Source organism: Solidesulfovibrio alcoholivorans DSM 5433, from assembly GCF_000702665.1.
Classification (GTDB): Bacteria; Desulfobacterota; Desulfovibrionia; order Desulfovibrionales; family Desulfovibrionaceae; genus Solidesulfovibrio; species Solidesulfovibrio alcoholivorans.
The window spans coordinates 471,089-496,181 of sequence record NZ_JNJA01000003.1; the positions used below are offsets into that span (position 1 = coordinate 471,089).

General features: G+C 67.8%; 27 protein-coding genes. 12 read left to right on the forward strand and 15 right to left on the reverse strand.

Annotated elements, in window-relative coordinates:
- The first annotated feature begins 53 nt into the window (after positions 1–53).
- Complete coding sequence (locus tag Q368_RS23045) at positions 54–749, forward strand: 16S rRNA (guanine(527)-N(7))-methyltransferase RsmG (protein ID WP_052360075.1); 696 nt, start codon at positions 54–56, stop codon at positions 747–749.
- Here Q368_RS23045 and Q368_RS0108230 read toward each other — a convergent pair.
- Entirely contained in the window at positions 710–940 is a 231-nt protein-coding gene (locus Q368_RS0108230) for a hypothetical protein (protein WP_029458419.1), read from the reverse strand. The genes Q368_RS23045 and Q368_RS0108230 overlap by 40 nt on opposite strands.
- Positions 941–963: 23 nt before the next feature.
- Entirely contained in the window at positions 964–1,428 is a 465-nt protein-coding gene (locus Q368_RS0108235; protein ID WP_029458416.1) for a 23S rRNA (pseudouridine(1915)-N(3))-methyltransferase RlmH, read from the reverse strand.
- A 125-nt stretch (positions 1,429–1,553) separates the two neighbouring features.
- Here Q368_RS0108235 and Q368_RS0108240 point away from each other — a divergent pair, with 125 nt between their 5' ends.
- From Q368_RS0108240 to Q368_RS0108250, 3 genes are all read left to right on the forward strand, one after another.
- Positions 1,554–2,129 carry a DUF4390 domain-containing protein gene (locus Q368_RS0108240; protein WP_029458414.1) on the forward strand — a complete coding sequence of 192 codons (576 nt, stop codon included), beginning with the start codon at positions 1,554–1,556 and terminating at the stop codon, positions 2,127–2,129.
- Between the two features lie 78 nt (positions 2,130–2,207).
- On the forward strand, positions 2,208–3,137 hold the full coding sequence (locus Q368_RS0108245) for a TIGR01777 family oxidoreductase (protein ID WP_029458412.1): 930 nt from the start codon (positions 2,208–2,210) through the stop codon (positions 3,135–3,137).
- Positions 3,130–4,470, forward strand: coding sequence for an HD domain-containing phosphohydrolase (locus Q368_RS0108250; RefSeq protein WP_029458410.1), 1,341 nt, complete (start codon positions 3,130–3,132; stop codon positions 4,468–4,470). Before Q368_RS0108245 ends, Q368_RS0108250 begins: the two co-directional genes overlap by 8 nt.
- Positions 4,471–4,479: 9 nt before the next feature.
- On the opposite strand, the gene Q368_RS0108255 is transcribed toward Q368_RS0108250, so the two are convergent.
- Both Q368_RS0108255 and Q368_RS0108260 read right to left on the reverse strand, forming a co-directional pair.
- Positions 4,480–5,190, reverse strand: coding sequence for a purine nucleoside phosphorylase YfiH/LACC1 family protein (locus tag Q368_RS0108255; RefSeq protein ID WP_029458408.1), 711 nt, complete (start codon positions 5,188–5,190; stop codon positions 4,480–4,482).
- Positions 5,187–5,789 (reverse strand): 5-formyltetrahydrofolate cyclo-ligase, encoded by a 603-nt coding sequence (locus Q368_RS0108260; protein ID WP_029458407.1) that lies wholly within the window; start codon positions 5,787–5,789, stop codon positions 5,187–5,189. The genes Q368_RS0108255 and Q368_RS0108260 overlap by 4 nt, the downstream gene beginning before the upstream one ends.
- Positions 5,790–5,870: 81 nt before the next feature.
- On the opposite strand from Q368_RS0108260, the gene Q368_RS0108265 reads away from it, so the two are divergent.
- From Q368_RS0108265 to Q368_RS0108290, 6 genes are all read left to right on the forward strand, one after another.
- Positions 5,871–6,542, forward strand: a complete 672-nt coding sequence (locus Q368_RS0108265; protein ID WP_029458406.1) for a metallophosphoesterase family protein — start codon at positions 5,871–5,873, stop codon at positions 6,540–6,542.
- A 39-nt stretch (positions 6,543–6,581) separates the two neighbouring features.
- Entirely contained in the window at positions 6,582–8,336 is a 1,755-nt protein-coding gene (locus Q368_RS0108270) for a response regulator (RefSeq protein ID WP_029458404.1), read from the forward strand.
- Positions 8,333–9,097 (forward strand): exodeoxyribonuclease III, encoded by a 765-nt coding sequence (locus tag Q368_RS0108275; RefSeq protein ID WP_029458403.1) that lies wholly within the window; start codon positions 8,333–8,335, stop codon positions 9,095–9,097. Before Q368_RS0108270 ends, Q368_RS0108275 begins: the two co-directional genes overlap by 4 nt.
- Positions 9,098–9,267: 170 nt before the next feature.
- Positions 9,268–9,981, forward strand: a complete 714-nt coding sequence (locus Q368_RS0108280) for a carbonic anhydrase (RefSeq protein ID WP_029458402.1) — start codon at positions 9,268–9,270, stop codon at positions 9,979–9,981.
- A gap of 89 nt (positions 9,982–10,070) precedes the next feature.
- Positions 10,071–11,279 (forward strand): SLC13 family permease, encoded by a 1,209-nt coding sequence (locus Q368_RS0108285; RefSeq protein WP_029458401.1) that lies wholly within the window; start codon positions 10,071–10,073, stop codon positions 11,277–11,279.
- A gap of 32 nt (positions 11,280–11,311) precedes the next feature.
- Positions 11,312–12,577, forward strand: coding sequence for a type III PLP-dependent enzyme domain-containing protein (locus tag Q368_RS0108290; protein WP_029458399.1), 1,266 nt, complete (start codon positions 11,312–11,314; stop codon positions 12,575–12,577).
- A gap of 12 nt (positions 12,578–12,589) precedes the next feature.
- On the opposite strand, the gene Q368_RS0108295 is transcribed toward Q368_RS0108290, so the two are convergent.
- From Q368_RS0108295 to Q368_RS0108305, 3 genes are all read right to left on the reverse strand, one after another.
- A complete protein-coding gene (locus Q368_RS0108295; protein WP_052360067.1) occupies positions 12,590–13,066 on the reverse strand; it encodes a hypothetical protein in 477 nt (158 codons plus the stop codon).
- Positions 13,067–13,226: 160 nt separating this feature from the next.
- The gene (locus Q368_RS0108300; RefSeq protein WP_029458395.1) at positions 13,227–14,270 is read right to left on the reverse strand and encodes a tetratricopeptide repeat protein; all 1,044 of its coding nucleotides are present in this window, start codon (positions 14,268–14,270) and stop codon (positions 13,227–13,229) included.
- 57 nt (positions 14,271–14,327) lie between these two features.
- The gene (locus tag Q368_RS0108305) at positions 14,328–14,936 is read right to left on the reverse strand and encodes a LysM peptidoglycan-binding domain-containing protein (protein WP_029458388.1); all 609 of its coding nucleotides are present in this window, start codon (positions 14,934–14,936) and stop codon (positions 14,328–14,330) included.
- A gap of 225 nt (positions 14,937–15,161) precedes the next feature.
- On the opposite strand from Q368_RS0108305, the gene Q368_RS0108310 reads away from it, so the two are divergent.
- The gene (locus tag Q368_RS0108310) at positions 15,162–16,190 is read left to right on the forward strand and encodes an alpha-hydroxy-acid oxidizing protein (protein WP_029458386.1); all 1,029 of its coding nucleotides are present in this window, start codon (positions 15,162–15,164) and stop codon (positions 16,188–16,190) included.
- A 79-nt stretch (positions 16,191–16,269) separates the two neighbouring features.
- On the opposite strand, the gene Q368_RS0108315 is transcribed toward Q368_RS0108310, so the two are convergent.
- The 8 genes from Q368_RS0108315 to Q368_RS0108350 all read right to left on the reverse strand — a co-directional run bounded on the left by Q368_RS0108315 (position 16,270) and on the right by Q368_RS0108350 (position 23,079).
- Positions 16,270–16,527: an amphi-Trp domain-containing protein gene (locus tag Q368_RS0108315; RefSeq protein ID WP_029458380.1), complete on the reverse strand. Its 258-nt coding sequence runs from the start codon at positions 16,525–16,527 to the stop codon at positions 16,270–16,272.
- A 122-nt stretch (positions 16,528–16,649) separates the two neighbouring features.
- Positions 16,650–16,976: a cupin domain-containing protein gene (locus tag Q368_RS23830; protein WP_052360066.1), complete on the reverse strand. Its 327-nt coding sequence runs from the start codon at positions 16,974–16,976 to the stop codon at positions 16,650–16,652.
- A gap of 19 nt (positions 16,977–16,995) precedes the next feature.
- Positions 16,996–17,532, reverse strand: coding sequence for a GDSL-type esterase/lipase family protein (locus Q368_RS0108325; protein ID WP_029458376.1), 537 nt, complete (start codon positions 17,530–17,532; stop codon positions 16,996–16,998).
- 222 nt (positions 17,533–17,754) lie between these two features.
- The gene (lysA, locus tag Q368_RS0108330; protein ID WP_029458374.1) at positions 17,755–18,993 is read right to left on the reverse strand and encodes a diaminopimelate decarboxylase; all 1,239 of its coding nucleotides are present in this window, start codon (positions 18,991–18,993) and stop codon (positions 17,755–17,757) included.
- 3 nt (positions 18,994–18,996) lie between these two features.
- A complete protein-coding gene (gene mutS, locus Q368_RS0108335; protein ID WP_029458372.1) occupies positions 18,997–21,636 on the reverse strand; it encodes a DNA mismatch repair protein MutS in 2,640 nt (879 codons plus the stop codon).
- Between the two features lie 36 nt (positions 21,637–21,672).
- Entirely contained in the window at positions 21,673–22,071 is a 399-nt protein-coding gene (locus tag Q368_RS0108340) for a lipopolysaccharide assembly protein LapA domain-containing protein (RefSeq protein ID WP_029458370.1), read from the reverse strand.
- A gap of 13 nt (positions 22,072–22,084) precedes the next feature.
- Complete coding sequence (locus Q368_RS0108345) at positions 22,085–22,588, reverse strand: HIT family protein (protein WP_029458368.1); 504 nt, start codon at positions 22,586–22,588, stop codon at positions 22,085–22,087.
- A 20-nt stretch (positions 22,589–22,608) separates the two neighbouring features.
- Positions 22,609–23,079 (reverse strand): TIGR00725 family protein, encoded by a 471-nt coding sequence (locus tag Q368_RS0108350; protein WP_029458366.1) that lies wholly within the window; start codon positions 23,077–23,079, stop codon positions 22,609–22,611.
- Between the two features lie 116 nt (positions 23,080–23,195).
- Here Q368_RS0108350 and uvrC point away from each other — a divergent pair, with 116 nt between their 5' ends.
- Positions 23,196–25,073, forward strand: a complete 1,878-nt coding sequence (gene uvrC / locus Q368_RS0108355; RefSeq protein ID WP_029458365.1) for an excinuclease ABC subunit UvrC — start codon at positions 23,196–23,198, stop codon at positions 25,071–25,073.
- Positions 25,074–25,093 lie beyond the last annotated feature (20 nt).

Here is a 25,093-nt window from a genome sequence, read left to right on the forward strand (position 1 = left end):
GTAGAGCAACGGGCCGAAATGTGCAACGGTCAATTTGATGGAGGAAAATGGCCATGGCCTTACATGCGCCCGCGCCTGACGCCGACGCGGTTTCCGAAAAAGCACTCGCTCTCGGGCGGCGGCTCGCCCCGTCCCAGGCCGCGCTTTTGGCCGGCTATCTCGGGCTGGTGGAGCGGTTTCGCTCCAAGGTCAATCTGGTCGGGCCGGCGGATTGGCCAGGCGTGCTGGAGACGCTGGTCGCCGATTCCTGGCATCTGGCCGATTTCCTGGCCGACGGGCCGGGAGCGTCCGTGCTGCCGCCGGCCGGCGAGCCCATGGTCTGCCTGGACTTCGGGGCCGGGGCGGGACTGCCCGGCGTGCCGCTGCGGGCGTTTTTCGAACGGGGGCCGTATTACCTGCTGGAAGCGCGGCAAAAGCGCTGCGTGTTTCTCGCCGAGGTCGTGGCGCGGCTCGGGCTATCCGGCATGCACGTGGCCGAGGGCGACGTGCGGCGCACCGTGCCGGACATCCTCGCCCGGGAGCGGGGCGCGTTCGTCTTGTGCCTCAGCCGCGCCTTCGCCCCCTGGCGGCAGTTCCTGGCCCTGTGCGGCGAGCTCGCGCCGCCGCCCATGGCCGTGCTGACCATGACGGGCGAGGCCTGCGCGGGGGGCGACGTTGCGGGTTTTGGCTTGAGCGCCGCGGGCTCCTACGCCTGCGGGGGGAAGACGCGCTATTTGTCGCTTTTTTCGCCCGTGACGGCTTCCATATAGGAATCCTTGAAGATGAGCCGCGTGGCCGTGGCATCGGCCAGCTCGGCCAGGTCCATCAGGGATTCCAGGAAGTCGAGGATGTCCCCCTTGGCTTCCTCGGAGGCGTTTTCGAAGTCGAAGGCGAGGTCGCCGGATTCGAAATAGGCGCGCAGCTTGGCGAGATACGCGGCGTCGAGCAGGGGCAGGGGCATACGGACCGCCTTTTGCAACAATTTTAGTGATGATAGGGCGCACCGGCAAGAATGGCCGCTGCGCGGTAAAGCTGTTCGTAGAGTACCACCCGCGCCAGTTCGTGGGGCAGGGTGCCGGGGCAAAGGGACAGGGTCAGGTCCGCGCGATCGAGCACCGCCTGGGAAAGGCCGTACGCGCCGCCGATGACGAAACAGGGGACGCGCCCGGGGTCTTCGATGCACGCGGACACCTTGGCCGCGAGTTCCCGTGACGTGAGCCCCCGGCCATGTTCGTCGAGGACGATGACGGTATCGCGCGGCGAGAGCCGGGCGAGCAGGGCCTTGCCTTCCTCGTCCTTGCGCCGGGCGGCGTCAGCGGCCTTGCCGTCGCGAACCACGATCTCCTCGGCCGGCAGGTGGCGGCGCAATGCCACCAGGTAATGCGCGGCGGCGTCCTTGAAAAACGGCGTCTTGGCCGCGCCGATGACGTAGAGGCGGATGGGTTTCATAAGCGGTGCGTCCGGCGGCGAAGCGCCGTGTCGGGTGTTAGCCGAGGGGCCTTGCGGTTGTCAAAGCGGGCGGCTTGGATTAGGCCCAATACCGCATGATCGGTTTTGCAAACGACAGGAGCGGCATGCTTTTCCCTCTTTCGTTCAAGCGCCGCAGCCTTTGGGCGCTGGCTTTCGCCGCGACTGTGCTTCTTTTGGCGGCGAGGCCGTGTCGTGCCCAGGAGCTGCTGCTCAACAACCTCGTGCTTAATAATTTCGAGGGCAAGATCTGGGTACGCTTCGGGGTCGAACCCACCGGCATCGAACCCATCCGCCAGGCGCTTCTGGCCGGCGAGCAGCTGGCCCTCGTGTGCAAGGCCAGATTATCCCTCAAACGCGATTACGTCTGGAACCACGAAGTGTCCCACGCGCGCTGGGAAAGCCGCTTGCGGCGGCTCAAGGGCGGCGAATACGCCATCGACGTCCCGGGCCAGGGGGCCGTGGCCGACAAGGAACTGCACGCGCTTTTCCGCAAGGCCTGGGGCGAGATCCTCATCGACCTCGGTTCCTGGGACCGTCTGGAGCGGGGGCAGAACTATTCGTTGACCCTGGAACTTGCCCTCACGCGGCCGGACGTTTCACCCTGGCTCAAAAAAAGCTTTTTTTTCTGGCCGTTCGATGCGGCCACGCCTGTTTCCTACCAGCTCGATTTTACCTACTAGCGCGCAGCCCGTTGCCTTTGCCGCCACTTTCCGTATAAGAGTTCCAATATTTCAACGGAGTTTGGCAAGGAGGCGGCCATGAAGGCGGTCATCGCCGGTGGTACGGGATTTATCGGTCGCGCCCTGGTCCGTTCCCTGACGGGCGACGGCCATGAGGTCGTGGTGCTCTCGCGCAGGCCCTCCGGGAATCCTCCCGCGCCCGGCGTGACCTACGCCCCCTTCGACGGCGCGACCGGCGACGGCTGGCTGCGCCATCTCGACGGCGCGGCGGTCCTGGTCAACCTGGTCGGGGAGAACATCGCCGCAGGCTACTGGACTGCGGCCCGCAAGGCGCGACTGCGCCAAAGCCGCCTGGATGCCGGCGCGGCCGTCATGGACGCCCTGAGGCGCGCCGCCGACCCGCCGCCGGTGCTCGTCCAGGGCTCGGCCACGGGGTTTTACGGCGACCGGGGCGAGGCCCTTGTGGACGAAGCCGCGCCCGCGGGCACGGGTTTTCTCGCCGAGCTCGCCCGGAACTGGGAGGCGTCCACCGCCGGGGCCGAAGCCCTGGGCCTGCGCCGGGCCGTGGCGCGCACGGCCGTGGTCCTTGGCGCGGGCGGCGGCGCGCTGCCGCGCATGCTCGCGCCGTACCGTTTTTTCCTCGGCGGGCCGCTCGGCCCGGGCACGCAGTATTTCCCCTGGATTCACCTTGCCGACGAGGTGGCGGCCATCCGCTTGCTCATGGAGCATCCCCAGGCGAGTGGCCCCTTCAACCTGGCCGCGCCGGGCGCGATCACCCAGGACAGCCTCGCCCGCGCCCTCGGCCGGGCTCTTGGCCGGCCGGCGGTCCTGCGCGCGCCGACGTTGCTCCTGCGCCTCGCCCTGGGCGAAATGGCCCAGGAACTCTTCCTCAACGGCGTGCGCGCCGTGCCCGCGAAACTGGCGCAGCTCGGCTTCGTTTTCCGCTTCCCGGACATCGGCACGGCCCTGGCGGACATTCTGCGCGCGGGAGGGCGGTCCCATGGCTGAGGCGTCGCCCCGTCCCCGGGTGCTGGTCGTCGAAGACGAGGCCATCGTCGTCATGGACCTCCGCCGCCGTCTCGAACGGCTGGGCTACGAACTCGCGGCCGTGGCGGACACGGGCGAGGAGGCCGTGCGTCTGGCCGGCGTGGTCGCACCGGACCTCGCGCTCATGGACATCATGCTGGCCGGGCCCATGGACGGCATCGCCGCGGCCGCGCGCATCCGCGAGCGCTTTTCCGTGCCGGTGGTCTTCCTTTCCGCCCACACCGATCCGGAAACCCTGCGCCGGGCCGGCGAGGCCGTGCCGCACGGCTACGTCATTAAGCCGTTCGAGGATCGCGAACTCGGCACGGCCCTGGAAATCGCCCTGTACAGGTCGCGCATGGAGCGTCGGCTGGCCGAAAACGAACGCTGGATGGCCATGACGCTCGCGCATCTCGGCGAGGGCGTCGTGACCACGGGTCCCGACGGCCTGGTCCGCTTCGTCAACCCCATGGCCGAAAAGCTCCTCGCCCGGCCAGGGGACGAGGTGCTCGGCCGGACGCTTGCGGAGGTCTACCAAACGCGCGCCGACGAAGATATGGAGTCGGACGACGGCGACAGCCTGCTGCTGTGCCGCGCCGACGGCGCCTCCCTCCCCGTCGAGCAGCGTTTTTCGGACATCCTCGACGACAGGGGGCAGAGGCTTGGGTCGGTGGTCGTTTTTCGCGACATCAGCCGGCGCCGCGAGGTGGAACAGGCCCTGCGCGAATCCGTCGTCGGCCTGCGGCGCACCCTCAAGGAGACGGTCAATGCCCTGACCGTGACCTCGGAGACGCGCGATCCCTTCACGGCCGGCCATCAGGAGCGGGTTTCCCATTTGGCGTCCGCCCTGGCCGCGCGGCTCGGGTGCGACGCCGACACCTGCGAGGGCATCCGCGTGGCCGGGCTCATCCACGACATCGGCAAGATTCACGTGCCCTCGGAAATTCTGGCCAAGCCGCAGAGCCTCACTCCCCTCGAGATCGGCATCGTGCGCGACCACAGCCGCGTCGGCTACGATATCCTCAAGGACATTCCCTTCCCCTGGCCCGTGGCCCGCATGGTGCTCGAGCACCACGAACGCATGGACGGTTCGGGCTACCCGCACGGACTTTCCGGCGAGGCGCAGCTGCAAGGCTCGCGCATCCTGGCCGTGGCCGACGTGGCCGAGGCCATGACCTCCCACCGTCCCTACCGGGCGGCCTTTCCCTTGGAGGCGATGCTGGACGAACTGCGCGACGGCCGCGGCGTGCGCTACGACGCCGCCGTGGTGGACGCCTGCCTGGAGGTGCTCACCGACGGGACCTTCCAGTTCTAGCAGCCATGGCTAGGCTTCCTTGATCCAGATGAGGCTTGCCTGGCGGGCGGTGGTCCTGTCGCGGCGGTAGGAGAAAAAAAGCGGCAGGCTTTTGGTGCATAGGTCCAGGCTGAAGATGCGGTCGCGGTCAAGGCCGGCCGCGACGAGCTGGTCGCGCGTGAGCCGCCACAGGTCCATGCGGCGGGTCCGGTAGTCGAAATACGGTCGGAACGCCTCGCCGAACTCCGTCTCGAACGCGGTGAATTCCGCTTCCCCCGGTCCGAGGCTCGGGCCGCGCACGGCCAGGAGCTCGCGCGGACCGAAGCCGTAGCGCACGCAAAACGAGCGTACCCCCCGCGCGCAGAAATCCGCCACGTTGCCGCGCCAGCCCACGTGCAGGGCCGCGACGCATTCCCCGGATTCATGGGCGATGAGAATCGGCTGGCAGTCGGCCGTCTTGATGGCCAGCGCATGGCCGGGCCGGCTTTCGGCCATGCCGTCGCCGGCCTCGACGCTCGGGCGCTCGAGCGTATCGAATTCCGGTTCGAAGATCATATGCACGCCGTGCACCTGCTTCAGCGAATGCCAGGTCGAAAAGCCCAAGTCGGCCCGCAGGGCGCGCCGCGTGGCGATGACGGCGGCAGGGTCGGCCGCGCCGGTCAGGGCCATGGTGTCCGGACCGCAGCCGAAGGCGCAGCCGACGCGCGGCAGCCCCGGAAAGGCGAAAGGAATGTAGTTCATGGGTGAGTGAAGAGGGTTTGGTGTTCGGTGACGACCGCATCGACCGGAATGTCCCATGCCTGGGCCGGCAGGCGCGGCAGCACTTGGAAGGCGTAGGCCAGGCCGGCTGTGAAGGCGCCGGCGGCCATGGGCAGGGCAAGCAGCCTGTCGTAATAACCGCCGCCGAAACCCAGCCGGTTTCCCGCCGCGTCGAAGGCCACGGCGGGCACGAGAATGAGGTCCGGGGCGAACGCGTCCGCGCTGCGGCAGGCGTCCTCGCGGGGCTCCAGGATGCCGAAGCGCCCTGCGACCACGTCGCTTAAGCACGTCACACAGCCGATGTCCAGGATGCCCTGCGCGCCCGCGCGGCAGCGCGGCAACAGGAGCCGTATGCCCCGGGCCAGCGCCTCCCGGGCGACGAGCGAGGCGTCGATCTCGTTTTTGACGGGCAGGTAGGCGAGGATTTCCCCGGCCCCTGCCGCCGCCGGCAGTTCCCAGACGCGCGCGGCCACGGCGGCGCTGGCCCGGGCCGCGTCCTGTGGCGACACGGCGGCGCGCCGGGCGAGCATGGCCCGCCTGAGCGTCGGTTTGTCCGTAGCGGAGATGGCATCCGGTTGCATTGTATTCACAATGGCCGCATGGTAGCAGGGCATTACCGTATGGGGAAGCCTCTTCCCGGCGGCGCGACCCAAGGAGGATGCATGAGCGAGGGGCCGTACTGGATCGCCATCGGCGACATCCATGATGATGCGGCGGCTGTGGCGCGCGTGCCCGGCCTCGCTGCTGCGGCGGGCGTCGTCATCACCGGCGATCTGACCGTAAGGGGCGGCGCGGGCGCGGCCAAGGCCGTTGTTGACGCCGTACGGCGGCAAAACGCCGTCATCCTGGCGCAGATCGGCAATATGGATAAAATCGATGTGGACGCCTACCTCACGCGCGAGGGCATCAACATCCACGCCAGCGGCCGGGTGACACCGCAGGGCGTGGGCTTTTTCGGCTGCGGCTATTCCACGCCCACACCCTTCGGCACGCCGAGCGAGGCCGGCGAGGAGCGCATCGCGGCCTGGCTCGATGCCGCGTACGCCACCGTGGCCCATTGCCCGCACCTGGTCATGGTCTGCCATACGCCGCCCTACGGGACGGCGACGGACGTGGTCGGCGGCGGCGCGCATGTGGGGAGCAAGGCGGTACGTGTCTTCATCGAGCGGGTCCGGCCGGCCGTGTGCCTGACCGGGCATATCCACGAGGCCAGGGCCGTGGAGGTTCTCGGCGCGACCACGGTGGTCAATCCCGGCGCGCTTTCCGGCGGGGGCTACGCGCGGGTGTCCTTCACGGACGGCAAGCTGTTGGCCTCTCTGTTGTCCTTCGCGTAAGTCCGGGCGCGGCGCGGGGCCTGCGTCCGGGAGGTGTTGATGTTCGTCGTCAATATCATCGACATCGTCTTCTACCGGGCTTTCCTGTCCAAGGTCTACCTGACGGCCGGGGTGGAGTACGCTTTCGCGTTCCCGGAGGAAGGGCAGGTGGACGTTCCTCTCGGGGAACCCGTGCCGGACGCCGTACTGCTCCAGGACTCGTACATGGGCCTGGAATGCGCGCAGCTTGTCGCGCGCGTTCGCGCCGCGGCCCAGGAGGCGGGACGGACCATTCCCATCCTCTACCTGCTGCCGTTCGAGGAATGCGGCAGCCAGGGCATGGCCGCCGTGCCGGATGGCCGGGACATCCATCCCGTCAACCGCCGCAACCTGGCCGCCGTGTTGCAGGAACTCAAGGAACTGGCGCAGTCCCGCGCCAACCGTCCGGCGGCGCGGGAAATCCTTTTCGTGGACGCGGGCAGGACCCTGCTGCACGTGGTGCGCGCGGCCCTGTCGCCGTCGGGCTTCCGCGTGGTCGCGGCGCGCAATGCCGAGCAGGCCTTGGGCCTGTGCGGCCGCAGGGATTTCGAGCTTGTGCTCACGAGCGTTTTTCTGCCCGGGCTTTCGGGCCTGGACTTGTGCCGGCGGCTCAAGGAGGAAAACCCGGGCCGCTACCTGCCCGTCGTCATCCTCTCGAGCAGCGACGATCCGCTCGACATGGAGACGGCGTTTTCCTGCGGCGCGGACGACTACCTGCTCAAGTCCTTCACCCCGGAGATGCTGGCGTCCAAGGTTTCCGAACACCTGGACCTCGTCGAGCGCAAGCGCCACAACAAGATTCTCGTCGTCGACGACGCCAAGCTCATCCGGGAGCTGTTGCGCCACAGCTTCATCAAAAGCGGCCTGTTCGTGCTCACGGCCCAGAACGGGCGCGAGGCCCTGGAGCTGGCCCGGGAGCACAAGCCCGACGTGGTGGTCACGGACATCGAGATGCCGGAGATGGACGGCTACGCCCTGTGCGAGAAATTGCGCGACGAGCCGGAACTGCGCCACACCCTGGTCGTGATCATGAGCGCGCGGGGGAGGCAAAGCGATATCCTGCGCGGCGAACGCCTGGGCGTGTCGCGCTATTTCGTCAAGCCCTTCGACGTGGAGAAGATGCAGCTCGTGGTGGAGCAGCTCCTTGCCGAAAGCTACCGCCACGTCAAAAAGGAGCACGAGCACGTCCTGGCCAGCATGTCCGCGCTCATTACCGCCCTGGAGGCGCGCGACGAATACACCAAGGGCCATACGGCCCGTGTCTCGCGCATGGTCATGCGCCTGGGCCGGGCCATGGGCCTGGACGACAAGGCGCTGCGCGAGATCGAGATCGGCGCGAACCTGCACGACATCGGCAAGATCGGCGTGCGCGACGCCGTGCTGCTCAAACCCGGCCGGCTCACGCCCGAGGAATACGCCAAGATCCAGGAGCACGCCGTCATCGGCGCGGAGATCCTGCGCCCCATCGTCTCCCTGGTCCCGATCCTGCCCCTGATCCTGCTCCATCACGAACGCTGGGACGGCCGGGGCTATCCCACGGCCATCATGGGCGAGGACATCCCGCTTGGCGCGCGCATGATCGCCATTGCCGACGCCTTCGACGCCATGACCACGGACCGTCCCTACCGGCGGGGCATGCCGCTTGATGCGGCGCTTTCCATCATCGAAGAAGAAGCCGGACGGCAGTTTTGCCCGACCTGCGCCGCGGCCTTTCTGCGCATGCTGCGCGGGGAGACATGCGGCCAGGCGACAGAAGAGGCTGAAAGCATACCATGATTTTGATGAGTTGGAACGTCAACGGCCTGCGGGCCGTGGTGCAGAAAGGCTTCTGGCAGTGGCTTGCCGGCAGCGGCGCGGACGTGGTCGGCGTTCAGGAGTCCAAGATCCAGCCCGGCCACGAAGCCGATTTCGGCCATACGGAGTCCTACAAGACGCTGTGGGCCAGTTCCGTGGTGAAGAAAGGCTATTCCGGCGTGGGCTGCTTCTACCGCATGGAGCCGCGCAGCATCGCCCTGGAACTGCCCGATCCCGCTTACGGCGGCGAAGGGCGGCTCGTCCAGATGGAATTCGACGACTTCTATTTCTTCAACGTCTATTTTCCCAACGGCGGTCGTGGGCCCGAGCGTCTGGCCTACAAGCTCGGCTATTACGACGCCTTCCTCGCCCACGCCGAGGCGCTGCGCCGCGAAAAGCCCATCGTGGTCTGCGGCGACTTCAACACCGCCCACACCGCCCTGGATATCAAAAACGCCAAGGCCAACGAGAAGACCTCCGGTTTCCTGCCCGAGGAGCGGGCCTGGCTCGACAAGTTCGTTGCCGCCGGCTACGTGGACACGTTTCGCCTGTTTACGCAGGAAGGCGGGCATTACACGTGGTGGGACTACCGGTTCAAGGCGCGCGACCGCAACGTGGGCTGGCGTATCGACTATTTCTTCGTGTCCGAGGAACTCAAGTCCAAGGTGCGCCGGGCCTGGATCGATACCGCGGTCATGGGGTCGGACCACTGCCCGGTGGGGCTCGAACTCGACGCTTCGTGACGCATTTCCAACCCTTGCCGACTGCGAATCGGCTTGTGTCGCGGGCTGTAGCCTTGCGGGCATACCCGGTACGCAGAGTGGATAATCGTGGCCTTCCAAGATTTCTTTGACCGCCGCTTCCATTTTATTGTAGGCTCATTGCTCATAACCAGCTGGAGGGAGGAACTGCGATGAAAAGGCTTTTCACGGCAACGACCATGCTGGCGCTGCTTTTGGCATGTTGCGCCCTGGCCCTGGCCTCTTCCGGCGGCCCGGGGCTGACCGCGGACGAGGCCCTGGCCAAGCTCAAGGAAGGCAACATGCGCTACGTGGCCCAGGCCAGCGTCGCGCCGCACCAGGACGCCGCCCGCCGCCATGAAACCGCGACCGACGGGCAGCATCCCTTTGCCACTATTCTGTCCTGTGCCGATTCCCGCGTGCCCCTGGAGATCATCTTCGACCAGGGCGTGGGCGACATCTTCGCCGTGCGCGTGGCCGGCAACGTGGCCGCCGTGGACGAGATCGGCACCATGGAATACGGGGCCGAACACCTGGGCGTGCCGCTCATCGTGGTGCTCGGGCACACCAAATGCGGCGCGGTGACGGCCGTGGTCAAAAACGAGCCCGTGACCGAAAACATCGGCCAGCTGGTCGCGCCCATCGTGCCGGCGGTCAAGTCCGTCAAGTCCCGCTTCGCCTCCGCAAGCCTCGACGAGCTCATCAACAAGTCCATCGAGGCCAACGTCTGGCAGGCCGTCAGCGACATCTATGCCAAGAGCCCGCTCCTCAAGAAGATGGCCGCCGCCGGCAAGGTCAAGGTCGTCGGCGCGCTCTACGACATCGATTCCGGCAAGGTGCAGTGGTTCGGCGAGCATCCGAGCAACGCCAGCCTGCTCGGCAAATAGCGTTTTCGTTTCGCTTGTTCCAAAAAGCGGTCCCCGCGGGGGCCGCTTTTTGTTTTGGCCTTTGCCGGCAAAACTGATAGGCCCGGGGCGTGCGCGCCATCGTCCTGGTAGTCTTCGTGTTCGTGTACGCGGCCATGGCCCTGGGGCGGCTGCCGGGACTGGCCTTGGACCGGGCCGGGGCGGCGCTGCTCGGGGCCATCGTCCTCGTCGCTTCGGGCCTTCTGACCGTGCCTGAGGCTTTGGGCGCGGCCGACGCCCCCACGCTGGCCTTGCTCTTCGGGCTCATGGTCGTTTCGGCGCAGTTGCGCCTGGGCGGGTTCTACACCGCCGTCAGCCGCCGCATCATCGCCGCCACGGCCTCACCCGCGGGACTCTTAGCCCGCGTCATGCTCGCCGCCGCGCTGCTTTCGGCCGTTCTCGCCAACGACATCGTCTGCCTGGCCATGGCCCCGATCCTGGTCGAGGCGACCCTCGCCCGGGGCCTTTCCCCGCTGCCGTACCTCGTCGGGCTGGCGCTCGCCGCCAACATCGGCTCGGCCGCGACCCTGATCGGCAACCCGCAGAACATGCTCATCGGCCAGGTTGCCGGGCTTCCCTTCCTCGGCTACCTCGCGGCAGTCTGGCCCTGTGTGGCCGCGTCCCTGGCGCTGGCCTTCGCGGGCGTGGTCGTGGCCTACCGGGGGCGTTTCGCCGGCCCGCGCCTGACGCTCTCCGTTGCCGCGCCGCCGTTTCACGCCTGGCAGTCGGCCAAGGGGCTGGCGGCTCTTGGCGTGTGCATGGCCTTTTTCTGCTTTGGCGGCGCGCCGCGCGAGAACGTGGCCCTTGGCTGCGCCGGAGCGCTGCTCCTCAGCCGGCGCATGACCTCGCGCGAGACGCTATCGCTTGTGGACTGGCAGTTGTTGCTTCTTTTTCTGGGGCTTTTCGTGGTCAACCGCGAGGTGGCTGCGGCAGGGTTCCTGACCGATCTCCACGACGGCCTGGGCCGCGCCGGCATCGACCTCGCCCGCCCCGGCTGGCTTTTTGCGGCCACGGCCGCCATTTCCAACATCGTCTCCAACGTGCCGGCCGTGATGCTGCTGCTGCCCGGACACGAAAGCCCGCAGCAGGCGACGCTTCTGGCCGTTTCGAGCACCCTGGCCGGCAACCTGCTGCTCCCCGGCAGCCTCGCCAACCTGATCGTGGCCGACCAGGCGGCGGCGCTCGGCGTGCGCCTGGGTTTTCGCGAACACGCCCGGGTCGGCGTGCCCGTGACGCTCGCCACCCTCGTGGTGTCGGGGTTTTGGTTGTTCCGGGGATGACACTGGGCGCTGCCCCGAGGAAGGACGGATCTATGGAACTCGTGCGCAAGGCGCTTGCTGCCGGCATGGTCCGGGAAGACGACACGGCCTTCGTGCTCTACGACCTGGACCTGCTGGAACGCCGGCTCGCGGAGGTGGTCGCGGCTTTCGGGCCGCACGCGCTGGCCGCGGCCGCGGTCAAGGCCAACCCGCTGCCACCGGTCCTGGCCTTTCTCGCCGGGCTCGGCGCCGGGGCCGAGGCCGCGAGCTTGCCGGAAATCCATCTCGCCCTGGAGGCGGGAGTGAAGTCCTCGCACATCGTGTTCGATTCGCCGGCCAAGACCGTGGAGGAGCTGCGCTTGGCGCTTGCGTGCGGCATCCGCGTCAATGCCGACAATTTCGAGGAACTTGCCCGCCTGGGCGATCTGGCGGCTTCGCTCGGCATCGCGCCGCAGGCCGGGCTTCGCGTCAATCCGCAGGTCGGCCTCGGCCGTATCCGGGCCACGAGCGTGGCAGGGGACTATTCCAAATTCGGCGTGCCCCTGGCGCAGCGCGAGGCCATTCTCGCGGCCTTTGCCCGTTTCCCCTGGCTCGACGGGCTGCACGTGCACATAGGGTCCCAGGGCTGCCCGCTGGACCTGCTCGTTGCGGGCGTGGGCGCGGTCTACGACCTGGCCGGGGAAATCGACCGCACGCTGGGAGCGCGGCGGGTGCGCTGCTTCGACTTCGGCGGCGGCCTGCCCGTGGCCTACCGCGACACGGACGCGCCGCCGACTCCCGAAGCCTACGCCGCCGCCCTGGCGGCGCGCTGCCCGGAGCTCTTTTCCGGCCGCTTCCGCCTCGTCACGGAATTCGGGCGTTTTCTCCACGCGCCCAGCGCCGTGGCCGCAAGCCGGGTGGAATACGTCAAGCGCCAGCCCGGACACAGGACGGCCGTGCTGCACCTCGGCGCGGACATGTTCGTGCGCGAGTGCTACAATCCCCGAAACTGGCCCCACCGTACGCGGGCGCTGACCCCGGACGGACGGGACAAGGGCGGCCGCGCGTACCGTTGGCATCTGGCCGGGCCGCTGTGCTTCTCCGGGGATTTTCCGGTCTGGCGGGCGCGGCTGCCGGAACTTGCGCCCGGGGACCTCGTGGTTCTGGAAGACGTGGGTGCCTACACCCTGGCCATGTGGTCGCGCTACAACAGCCGGCAGATGCCCCGGGTGATCGCGGCGCGGGGCGGGCGGTTCACGGTGCTGCGCGAACGGGAGACTCCGGCGGACGTGGTTCGCTTCTGGCGCGGGGCGACCGATACACCGACTGGGAGAGACTGACCCGGCTGGCGGTCACTGGGCGGGCTGGCAGGCGGCATCGGCGAAAGCGTCGCCGCGGCCGAGCAGAAAATCGATTTCCTCGCGGGTCAGGATGCCCACGTGACGTTTGGCCCGGGGCGCGGGCGCGTCGCGCAGCAGGTGGCGAATTTCCTCCTGCAAGGCGGACGCGCGCATGGGCAGCGTGCACACGGCGCTGCACAGGCCCTGCCGCACGGGGAGCGGCAAGGTGTCCCCGCAGGGCTGCCGGAGGAGAGCAACGACCGCGAGGCCGGGGCGCAAGGTCTTCAGATCCTGCACGGTCGCCAGTTCCCCGGCCGCGTCCGCCCCCATTTCGCAGAGCGCCACCCGGCATCCCGGCCTTTCCCGCATCAGGCAGAGCGCTTCTTCCCGGTTCGCGGCCGGCAGCACGGCAAAGGAGCCGCCGAGCGCCCGGGTCAGAAACGCCCGCGCGCTTGCCCGGGGGGAGAGTATGAGCACGCTCTGGGGCAAGGCGACCTCCTTTCCGTCACGCCGCGCGCAAACGGACCGTCGCATGGCGGCAGTGCTTTCGTTGCTGGGCTCGCAATAACGTCAAGCAAATGCCGTGCCGTGTCTGCAATGGCGACGGGTTGGACGCGGTCCGCGTCGAAGGAGGGAAAGTTCTGCCGGCCTACTTGCGGCAATGTCCCTCGGCCTTGAAGCTCTTGTAGAAGTCGCAGTCGCCCAGGTCACACGCCTTTTTGTAGTCGGCGCAAGCCTTGTCCTGGTTACCGAGACGTTCATACGCCAGGCCGCGGTTGGTGTAGGAGGCGGGATCGCCGGCGCGCAGGCCGATGGCCTTGTCGTAGTCGGCCAGGGCTTCGCGGGGCTTGCCCATGTTGCTTAAGATATTGCCCCGGTTGTTGTAGAGGTCGGAATCGTTGGGATCGGCGGCCAGGGCTTCGCCAAGCAGGGTCAGCGCGGTTTTCTCGTCGCCGGCTTTGGCCGCCTTGGCGGCCTGGGCGGACAGGGCGGCGGCGGTGGCCGGATCGCGCTGCGCGGCGGCCGGCGCATTGATCGGCGTTGCAGCGGAAGGAGCCGGGGCGTCGATCGGTGTGCTCTTCGCAACGGCCGGCGCATTGATCGGCGTGCTCTGCGACGCTGTCGGCGCGTTGATCGGGGTTCCGCCCGGGGCAGGCGTCGCGTTGATGGGCGTGCCCTTCGCGGGGCTTGGGGCATTGATCGGTGTTGCGGCGGCGGCAGTCGGGGCGTTGATCGGCGTGCCTTTTGCGGGTGCCGGAACATTGATCGGAATGCCCTGGGGAGCCGACGCCGCGCCGGCGTCGGCGTTCCGGGACGCCGGAAGCTGTGGCTGTGGCGCGGGCGCGGCAACCGGAGCCGGCTGCGGCGCGGTGGGCGTGGCCGCCTGTTTGGCCTGACCTTGGGCAGGCTGTTGCCACAGGCCGCCCTTGGGTTCGGGCGTGGCGGGAGGATGCCGCACCGGATCGGGCATGGTCAGGGGCGCGGTGTCTGGCTTGGGCGCGGGCATGGCCACATCGGCCGCGTTGCGGCGGTTGAGCTCGTCCCGCTCCTGTTCCTCGGTGCGCATGGCGGGCTCGGCCTGCTGCATCTTTTCCAGCCGGCGCTTGAGGATCTCCTCCTGGGTCAGGGCATGGGCCGGCATGGCCGCGCCCGCAAGCAGCACGGCCGCAGCCGCGCAAGCAATCCATCGCATGACGCCTCGTCCTTTCCGTAACCGCATGCCGCGTTGTCGCACCGGGTTAACGCCGGGTTACTGCCGCGCCGGGATGTTGAGCACCTGCCCGTCGCGCAGGGTGTCCGGGTTCATGTTGCCATTGGCCCGGGTGATGTCTTCGACGCTGATGCCGAACTTGTGGGCGATGCGCGAGAGGTGGTCGCCGCGCTGCACCGTGTACTGGGTGGCTTCGCCCTTTTTGGGCGTCTCGGCCTTGCCCTTGGCTTCCTTGGCGTCTTTCTTGCCTTTTTCGGGTTTGCCCTTGGCCGGGGTTTCGCTCCCTGGCGCGGGTATCTCGATGACCTCCTCGCCGCGGTAGGGCACGGCGAGCTGGCCGGGGTCACCCGGCCGGGCCTGGCCCGCAGGCGGCCTCGCGGCCGCCGGGGGAGCTGCCTTGGCCGGCGCGGCGGCTTCGCCTTTGAGAAAGGCCTTGTACTCGGTTTCGGAAAGGCTGCCGTCGCCGTCCGTGTCCATCTGGGCATAGATCTCCGGACGCACGTCCGGAAAGACGAACAGCAGTTCCTCGTAGGAAATCTTGCCGTTTTTATCGTGATCGACATTGCGGAAGGAATCTTTGTCCCCTCCGGAACAGGCGCAAAGCGCGGCAAATAAGCCAAGCGCCGCGCAGACGATGATAGGCCGCATAGGCTCCTCGTTTGGGCATTGGAAGGACGACGCAAACGCCGCATTCGAAGCAGCCGCTTACCATGGGGGTAACGGCCAAGTCACGTGAAAAAAAAGTGTGTTTCGGCCGGACGGCCGTTGCCGGCGGGCTTGCCCCGGGAGGGCGGCGGGGATAGGACGTCGGATGGCCGGACTGCCGGGATGCGGCCCGGGACCGTTCTCACTTTTCGCCACGGGAGGCACGCGATGGATATCAAGGCGCTACGCACGAAGGCCAGGGAGGAACTCAAGGGATTTTGCCGGGTCTGCCCGGTGTGCAACGGCCGGGTCTGCGCCGGCGAGGCCCCGGGCATGGGCGGCATGGGCACGGGCTCTTCCTTCATGGCCAACCTCGCCGCCCTGGACGCCTGGCGGCTCAACATGCGCACCCTGCACGACGTGAAGACCGCGGACACGTCCGTGACGCTTTTCGGGCGCACGCTCTCCATGCCCGTGCTCGCCGCGCCCATGACGGGCGTTCTCTACAACATGGGCGGCAAACTGTCCGAGGACGTCTTCATCCGCATGATCATCGAAGGGGCCGACGCCGCCGGCACCATGGGCATGTGCGGCGACGGGGCCGACCCGGCCATGTACGGCAGCGGCGTGGAGGCCATCAAGGCGCAGGGCGGCTGCGGCATCCCCATCGTCAAGCCCCGCGCCCAGCAAGCGGTCAAGGAAATGCTGGCCAAGGCCGACGCCGCCGGGGCCGCGGCCGTGGGCGTGGACGTGGACGGCGCGGGCCTGCTCGTCATGGCGCTCAAGGGCCAGCCGGTCTCCCCGAAATCGTTTGCCGAACTGGCCGAGCTCGTGGGCGCGACAAGACTGCCCTTTATCGTCAAGGGCGTCATGACCCCGGACGAGGCCGTCATCGCCTTCGACGCCGGCGCGGCGGCCATCGTGGTCTCCAACCACGGCGGCCGGGTACTCGACCACGCTCCGGGCGCGGCCGAGGTGCTGCCCGAGATCGCAAGCGCCGTCCGGGGCCGGGGGGTGATCCTGGCCGACGGCGGGGTGCGCACCGGAGCCGACGTGCTCAAATATCTGGCCCTGGGCGCCGATGCTGTGCTCATCGGCCGTCCCCTGGTGGTCGGGGCCTTCGGCGGCGGGGCCGAGGGCGTGGCGACGCTGCTGCAAAAGCTCAAAAGCGAACTGACGTCCGCCATGCTGTTGACAGGCACGGCCTCGGTGCGCGCGGTTTCCCCGCGCATCCTGCGCCCCGCGCCCGTGCGCTGAACACACACCGGCGCCAATGCAAACGCCCTCCCCGGGTAGCCCGGGGAGGGCGTTTGCATTGGCGGTCGTGCGCGGCAGGTTATTCGCCGGCCGTTTCTTCTTCCTTCCAGGCCAGCTCGATGGAGAGCTTGCGCTTGGACTTGCCGGGTTTGACCTTCTGCTTGAAGCTGATCTCCAACTGGGTCAGAAGCGGCAGGTCGATGCAGACCGGGCCGTCCTCGGTGGTGGCGGCCAGCTTGCGCTGGCGCAGGCCGTCCACGATTTTTTCCAGAACGACGGCGGCGTCGTAGGTCAGCATTTTTTCGTCGCAGTGGAACAGATCGGATTTTTCGCTCATGATGCGCTCCTTTTAGGATGGCATTTGGGTTGCACGGGGAATATTCGACTCTCATAACCATCTTTCCCGCCGTTGTCATGACGACTGCGCGAAAAAACGGCTGCGTCCGGACGACGTGCCTTTCAGGCCGGCAGGAAATCGTAGGCCCCGGGCCCCTGGAGCAAGAGCAGCCGCGCGGGCGTCTCGCCGGCATTGGCCACTTCGTGCACGCGCCCGGGCGGCACGCGCGAGGCGTCCCCGGGCCCAAGGGGCAGGGTTTCCTCGGGATCGTGGAGCGTGACCACGGCCGTGCCGGCGAGGCAGAACGTGTGGTCGGTCACGTGCGTGTGGCGGTGGGGCGGGATGCGCTGGCCGGGCGAGAGCGTCATGATCGTTGCGCGCGCCTCGGGCGTGTCGAGGAGCAGTTCCTTGCCGGCGATGGCGTAGGGGGGCGGGGCTTCCATTCCCATGGCGGTTTCCTGCGGCGCGTCACATCTGGCTGACGATGAGTTTTTTCCAGAGCGAATAGCCATTCTTGGTCAGGTGGATGCCGTCCTCGGTGAAATTGGGGCCGAGCTTGCCGTCGTCGGCGAGAAAGGAGGCGTAGAGGTCGAGGTAGCGGACGAAATGGTTCTGGCGGGCCACCAGTTCCCTGAGGCGGTCGTTGGTGGCGATGACGTCGGCGTTGTCGATGGTATCCGTGCGGGTAGGCAGGATGCTTTGCACGTAGATGAGCGTGTAGGGTGAAAGCTCCTGGATTTTCTTGATGATCTTGTCGTAGTTGTCGATGATGCGCTTTCGCGCGCTGATCTCGTTGATGCCGATCATGAGGAAGAGCTTGTGCGGCTTCTTGCGGGCGATGGGCTCGATGCGCTTTAAGATGTCCGCGCTGGTGCAGGATTCGACGCCATTGATGAACACTTTGCGCGGCTGGTCGAACAGGTTGTAGATTTCCCAACCCTTGGTGATGCTGTCGCCGCAAAAGACGATCTGCATGGCCAGAAGCACGGGCAGGGCGGCATTCACGACCGGCGACCTCCGGGATGGATTCTTGAGGGAAAGCGCCGCACAGTCCGCCGCGCCGCGGGCTGTGCGAATACCTTACGTAATAATGCGCTCCGCTCCGGTCAAGCCGGAAGGCGCTTGACGGCGCAAGGAAAAACGGCCGCGGCGCGCAGGACTGCCTGCAACGCGACGCGGCCGTGAGGGCGTCTCATGTTTTTTCGCCGTGCGGACGCGCAGGCGGCTTCAGCGTTCCAGGGCGACGAGATCCTCGTAGGTCTCGCGGCGGCGGGCCAGGGTGACCTTGTCGCCGTCCACGAGCACCTCGGCCGCGCGCGGCCGTGAGTTGTAGTTCGAGGACATGGTGAAGCCGTAGGCCCCGGCCGAGTACACGGCGAGGAGTTCTCCGGGGGCCATGGCCGGCAGGTCGCGGTCCCGGGCCAGGAAATCGCCGGATTCGCAGATGGGGCCGACCACGTCCACGTTGAGCGTTTCGCGCCCGGCCGGGCGGACTTCGCCGAGGGCATGGTAGGAATCGTAGAGCGAGGGCCGGATAAGGTCGTTCATGGCCGCGTCCACGATGACGAAATCCTTGCTCGGGGTCTTCTTGGTGTAGACGACCTCCGTGACCAGGATGCCGGCGTTGCCGACGATGACGCGGCCGGGCTCGAGGATGAGCGTGAGCGGCAGCTTGCCCAGGGCCTGGGTCAGCGCCTGGCCGAATTCGCGCGGATGGGGCGGCTCCTCCTCGTTGTACTGGATGCCGAGTCCGCCGCCGAGGTCGAGGTAATGCGTCTCGATGCCCATGGCGCAAAGCTTCTCGCGGAAAGCCAGTATCTTCTTGAGGGCCTCCAGGAACGGGTCGATGGAGGTGAGCTGGGAGCCGATGTGACAGTCGATGCCGACGGGCGTCACACCCGGCAGTTCCTTGGCCCGGGCGTAGGCGGCAAGCGACGTTTCGATGTCCAGGCCGAACTTGTTTTTCTTGAGTCCCGTGGAAATGTAGGGATGGGTCTTGGGATCGACGTCGGGGTTGATGCGCAGGCTGACGCTCGCGTTTTTGCCCTGGCGCGCGGCGATGGCGCTGATGCGCTCCAGCTCGCCCATGGACTCGACGTTGAACATGAGGATGCCGGCGGAGAGCGCCTGCTCGATCTCGACGGCGCGTTTGCCCACGCCCGAATAGACGATCTTGGCCGGATCGACGCCGGCGGCCAGCGCCCGGTAAAGCTCCCCGCCCGAGACGATGTCCACGCCCGCGCCCTGTGCGGCCAGGGTTTTGAGTACCGACAGGTTGGAATTGGCCTTGACGGAAAAGCAGGTGAGGTGGGGCAGGGCGGCGAAGGCCGAGTCGAAGGCCGTGAAGTGGCGGCGCAAGGTGGCGGCGCTGTAGATGTAAAGCGGGGTGCCGTAGGCGGCGACCAGGGTGGAAACGGGGACGTCCTCGGCGTAGAGTTCGCCGCCGCGGTACTCGAAATGATGCATGCGTCAGTCTCCTTGGGATGCGGGGCCGCCGAAGCGATTTTTCCAGTCGCACAGTTTCGTCAGGGCCTCGAGCGGCGTCATTCGATCTAGTTCGAGGCGGGAGAGTTCGTCAAGAAGCAGGCTTTCCGCGTGCGGCGGCGCGGTTTCCGCCGGTGCTGCAAGGCCGCCGAGGAGGCCGGGCAGGGCGGGCTGGCCCAGTTCGCGTCCGCTGCTTGCCGCCTTGCCCGGTTCGCGGCTGCGCTCGAGTTCGGTCAGTATCTCCCGGGCGCGTTTCACCACGTTTCGCGGCACGCCGGCGAGCTTGGCCACTTCCACGCCGTAGCTGCGGTCGGCGGGGCCGGGCAGCAGGCGGCGCAGGAACACGATGTCGCCCTTCCATTCCTTGACCGCGATGTTGGCGTTGCGAAGGCCCGGCAGCCGGCCTTCCAGGGCCGTCAGCTCGTGGTAGTGCGTGGCGAAAAGCGTGCGCACGCCAAGGCCGTCGTCGCGGCCGCACAGGTCCTCGACCACGGCCCAGGCCAGGGCCAGTCCGTCGAACGTGGCCGTGCCCCGGCCGATCTCGTCGAGGATGATGAGGCTGCGCCGGCCGGCCTGGCGCAGGATGCGCGCGGTCTCCATCATCTCGACCATGAACGTGGACTGCCCCTGGGCCAGGTTGTCCGAAGCGCCGACGCGGCAGAACACGCGGTCGACGAGGCCGATTTCCGCCCGCGCCGCCGGTACGAAGGAGCCGATCTGCGCCAGGATGGCAATGAGCGCCGTCTGGCGCAGCACGGTCGATTTGCCGGCCATGTTGGGGCCGGTGATGAGCAGCAGCTTGGCGGCGTCGCCAAGCGTCACGTCGTTTGGCACGTAGTTGCCCACGCCCTGCACGGCCTCGACCACGGGATGGCGGCCGGCCTTGATGGCGATGGAGATGTCCTGGCGCAGCACGGGCCGGGTCCAGTCGCCCGCGGCCGCGGCCGTGGCCAGCCCTTGCCAGACGTCCAGGCGCGCCACGCGGGCGGCGGTCTCCATGATGCGGTCGCGCACGGCGGCGATGCGGCCGCGCAGTTCGGTGAAGAGGTTGTATTCGAGGCTCTTGCGCTTATCCCCGGCGGCGGTGAGTTTTTCTTCCAGCTCCTTGAGCGCCGGAGTCACGTAGCGCTCGCAGTTGGCCAGCGTCTGGCGGCGCTCGAAATGCTCGGGCGGGTAGCCGCCGGCCCTGGAGAGCTCGAAATAGTAGCCGAACACCCGGTTGTAGCCGAGTTTGAGCTTGGGCAGGCTGCACGCCTCGCGTTCGCTGGCGAAAAGTTCCTGGATGCGGGCCTCGCCGTGCTCGGTGAGCTCCATGAGCTCGTCGAGTTCGGGATGGTAGCCCGGCCGGAACAGCCCGCCTTCGGTGACGAGGACCGGTGGCGCATCCACCAGCGCCCGGTCAAGCAGCTCGCGGATGTCGTCCAGGTCGTCCCAGCCGGAAAAAAGCTCCCGCGCGGCCCCGGGCGCGGCCTCGCCCGCGTCGGCCCGTTCGCGCAGGGCCGGCAGGACGCGCAGCGACTGGCGCAGGGCGGTGAAGTCGCGCGGTGCGGCGCGGTTTAAAAAAATGCGCGTGGTCAGCCGCTCCAGGTCGTGGACGTCGGCCAGCGCCGCGCCGAGGGCCTCGCGGCGGTCCACGTCCTCCACGAGCCAGGCCACGGCCTCCTGGGTCGCGTTTATGGGCGCGAGGTCGAGCCAGGGTTGGCGCAGCGTGGATTCGAGCAACCGGCCGCCCATGGCCGTGACCGTGCGGTCGAGCACGTGCCAGAGCGTGCCTTTGCCCTTGCGTCCGTCCAGGCGGCGGAAAAGTTCCAGGTTGCGCTCGGTCACCTCGTCGAGGAGCATGTGCCGGCCGAGGTTGACGGGCCTAAACGGGCGCAGGTGCCCGAGGTCGCGCATCTGCGTGGCGGTCAGGTAGGTCAAAAGCGCGCCCATGGCCCGCACGAGCTGCGGCTTGTCGCCCACGTCCAGGGCGTCGAGATCGGCCACGGACTGGGCCTTGAGCACCTTGTCCCGGCCGCCGGCGAAATCGAAGTGGGGCTTTACGGGAAAGCGGCTGATGTGCACGCCCTCGTGCGGGATGTCCCGGGGCGGCTCCAGGCCGTCCGGCAGCAACAGCTCGCGCGGGCCGATCTTGACCATCCACTGCCAGAGGCGGGCGGCATCGCGGGAAAAGAGCCCGGACCATTCGCCGGTGGAGAAATCGACCCAGGCCAGGCCGCCAGCGCGTTCGTCGGCGTCGTAGTAGAGCGCGGCCAGGAAGTTGTGCTCCTTGGCGCGCAGGTTGCCTTCCTCGACGGCCGTACCCGGGGTGAGCACGCGGGTGACGGCCCGCTTGACGAGGCCCTTGGCCTGCTTGGGGTCTTCGATCTGGTCGCACACCGCGACCTTGAAGCCCTTGTCCAGCAGTTCGGCCAGATACCCCTCGATGGCGTGGTGGGGCACGCCGCACATGGGGATGGGCGCCTCGGCGTCGGGATTGCGCGAGGTGAGCGTCAGTTGGAGTTCCCGGGCCGCCGTGACGGCGTCCTCGAAGAACATTTCATAGAAGTCCCCCATGCGGTAGAACAGCAACGCGCCGGGATGCTCTCCCTTGAAGCGCAGATACTGCTCCAGCATGGGGGTCATCTTGATTTCCCCCACGGCGGAAAAGCGCGGCGACGGCTAGGCGTCGGCCTTTTTGTCCGTGGCCGGGGCGGCGGCGGGAGCCGGGGTCGCCGGGGCCGCGGCGGCGTAGCTCGGGGCCACGAGGGGCGAGGCGACCGTGGACTTCTTCTGGGCGGCGAGCTGCTTTTCCATGGCGTTGACCTTGTTTTGCAGGCTGCGCACGCTGGTGGCCAGGCGGACCTTCTCGGCCAGGAAGTACAGGGTGCAGAAAAGCCCGCCCGCCACGAAGGCGATCAGGAGCACCACGTAGAAGGGCACGGCCGGGCTTTGCACCATGTAGCCGAACGCGCCGAGCTTGAGCAGCAGGGGCGTTTCCAGAATGGCGGTATTCTGCACGAAAAAGAGCATGCAGACGAAAAAGAACACGAGCAGGAAAAGCACCTTGATCACGCGCATGGAGGCCTCCTTGTCACGACGTAACGGTTGCGTGGTAACCCTTGAAGAACGGTAACAGCCGGTCATACGTGGAGAGCAGAAGCTGCGGCACGACCCGCGTTTCTCCGAATACGGCCATGAACGAGGAGTCGCCGTTCCAGCGCGGCACCATCTGGAAGTGCAGATGGGCGGCGATGCCGGCTCCGGCCGCCTCGCCGAGATTGAGCCCGATGTTGATGCCCTGGGGCCGCATGGCTTCCTGCATCGCCTTGGTGCAATAGGTGAGGCCGCGGGTCATTTCCAGCGCCTCCCCGGGCGTGAGCTCGGTGAGGCAGCTGGCGTGGCGAAAGGGCGTCACCATCAGGTGCCCGGAATTGTAGGGAAACTTGTTCATGATGACGAACGTGTACCGGCCCCGGGCCAGGACCAGCCGCGCCCTGTCGTCATGGGTGTCCTCGGGCAGGCAGAACACGCAGGCGTCGGGCTTGGGCCCGAGGATGTAATCCATGCGCCAGGGCGCCCACAACACTTCAACCATGCGGATAAAACTCCCAACCGTTACGCGCCGTCGAGCAGGGCGGCGACGGTCTGCGCCGCCTCTTCCGGGCTTGCGGCCGCTTCGACCCCGGGCAGGGTCCCGTAGTGGCCAAGGGCAACCACGGGCCGGCCGAGCTTGAGCGCCAGGCCGATTTCCGACAGGGTGCCGGCCCCGCCGGCCACGGCGACGGCCGCGTCGCCGTTTACTACCACCAAAACATTGCGCGCGATACCCATGCCGGTGGCGATGGCCACTTCGACGTGGGGATTGGCCGCCTCCCGGTCGTTTCCGGGCAGGATGCCGATGGTCCGGCCGCCGGCTTCCCGCGCGCCGAGGCACACGGCCTCCATGACGCCGCCTCCGCCGCCGCAGACGACCTCGAAGCCACGCGCGGCGAGCAGCGCACCCAGCCGTCGGGCCTGCGCGGCCGTGGCCGCGTCGCAGGAGCCCGCGCCGATGACCGAAATCCGCCTGGGTCGCGTCGCTGTCATGTCCGCCTGTTCCTACACGCGTCTTTCTCCAAGAGCAAGGGAGCCTTAGCCCGAAGGCGAAAGGTTGTCATGCTTGGGCTTGAGTCCGCGTCGCCGCCGGGCTATCGTGGGGGGCCATGTTCGTCTTCGAAACACAAAATTATCCAACTTCCCCGGGCGTTTATCTCATGAAAGGCCCGCGCGGGAAAATTCTCTACGTCGGCAAGGCGAAGAACCTGCGCGCCCGCCTCGGTTCCTATTTTCGCGGCGACGCCGGCCATACGGTCAAGACCGCCGCCCTGGTCGCCCGGGTGGAGGCCGTGGAGGTGCTGCTCACCGCCTCGGAAAAGGAGGCGCTGCTCCTCGAGTCGAGCCTGATCAAGAAGTACCGGCCGCGCTACAACGTGGTGCTCAAGGACGACAAGAACTATATTCTTTTCAAGCTCGACAAGCGCTCGCCCTTTCCCAGGCTCGCCTTCACCCGGCGTGTGGTGCGCGACGGCGCGGCCTATTTCGGCCCCTTCACCTCGGCCGCCGCCGCCAGGGCCACCTGGAAGGAACTCGGCCGCGTCTTTCCCCTGCGCAAGTGCGGCGACCGGGCCATGGCCAACCGCGTGCGGCCGTGCCTGTACCATTTCATCGGCCAGTGTCTGGCCCCGTGCGTCAAGGCCGTGGACGCCGAGGCATACATGGCGCTCGTGCGCCGGGTGGAGGCGTTCCTGACGGGCCGTTCGGCCGAGGTCATCAAGAACGTGGAAAAGGAGATGGCCGAGGCGGCCGAGGCGCTCGCCTTCGAGAAGGCGGCCGGGCTGCGCGATCTGCTCAAGGCCATGCGCCGCACCGTCGAGGGCCAGGCGACCGTGCTCACGCGCCTGGTCGACATGGACGTGGCCGGGTTCGCCGCCACGGCGCAGGGTGTGGGGCTTTGCATCCTGTTCGTGCGCCAGGGGCGGTTGCTTGACCGCAAGACCTTCTTTTTCCCGGGTCTGGAGGCCGGCGAGGCCGTCTGGGCGGCAGGCAGCGCGCTGACGCAGTTCTACCGGCCCGAGAGCTTCATCCCGCCCCGCGTGGTGGTGCCCGAAGCCCTGGCTCCGGAGGCCGGCGGCGATGCGGCCGGCGCGGACGAAAGTCCCGACGACGGCGGCGGCGAAGGGCAGGGCGACGCCCAGGCCCTGGCCGAGATCCTGGAGGAGCGCCGGGGCGCGGCCGTGCGCTTTGGCGCGCCGCGCGGCCGCGAGGAACGCAAGCTCCTCGCCCTGGCCGAGGTCAACGCCCGCCGGGCCGCCGAGGAGGCGGCCAAGGCTGCCGAGCGCGACGTGCTGCCTTCGCTTGCGGCCAAGTTCGGCCTGCCGCTGCTTTCGCGCATCGAGGCCGTGGACGTCTCCCACCTGGGTGGGCGCGGCGTGCGCGTGGGCCTTGTCGTCTTCGAGGACGGCGCGCCGAAAAAGCGCGATTACCGCGCCTACGCCTTCCCCGAGCTCGAAGGCACATCCGACGACTATCTGGCGCTGGCGTCCTTTGCGGCCAAACGCGCAGCCACCGGCCCTCCCTGGCCGGAGCTGCTCCTTATCGATGGTGGCAAGGGGCAGCTCGAAGCCGTCGCCCGGGCCCTCGACGCGGCCGGCGCGGGCGGGGCTTTCGCCCTGGCCGCCATTGCCAAGGGCGACACGCGCGCCCAGAACGAGATGCACGACGTGGTGCATGTGCCGGGCCGCAAGAACCCCCTGGCGCTGCGCCCGGGGTCGCCGGAGCTCCTTTTCCTGCAACGCGTGCGCGACGCGGTGCACGAATTTTCCATCGGCCGCCAGCGCCGGGCCCGCAACAAGGCCGGGCTGGCCAGCGACGTGCTGGCCAGCCCGGGCGTGGGGCCAAAGACGGCGAAGCTGTTGTGGGAAGCCTTCGGCTCGGTGGCCGCAATGAAAGCGGCCGGAGCCGCGGAGATCGCTGCCCGGACGGGACTGGGACCGAAACGTGCCGTAAGCATTGCAACGGTGTTATCGCAGTTGCCGGATTGATCTTGCGGACGTTCTGGGGC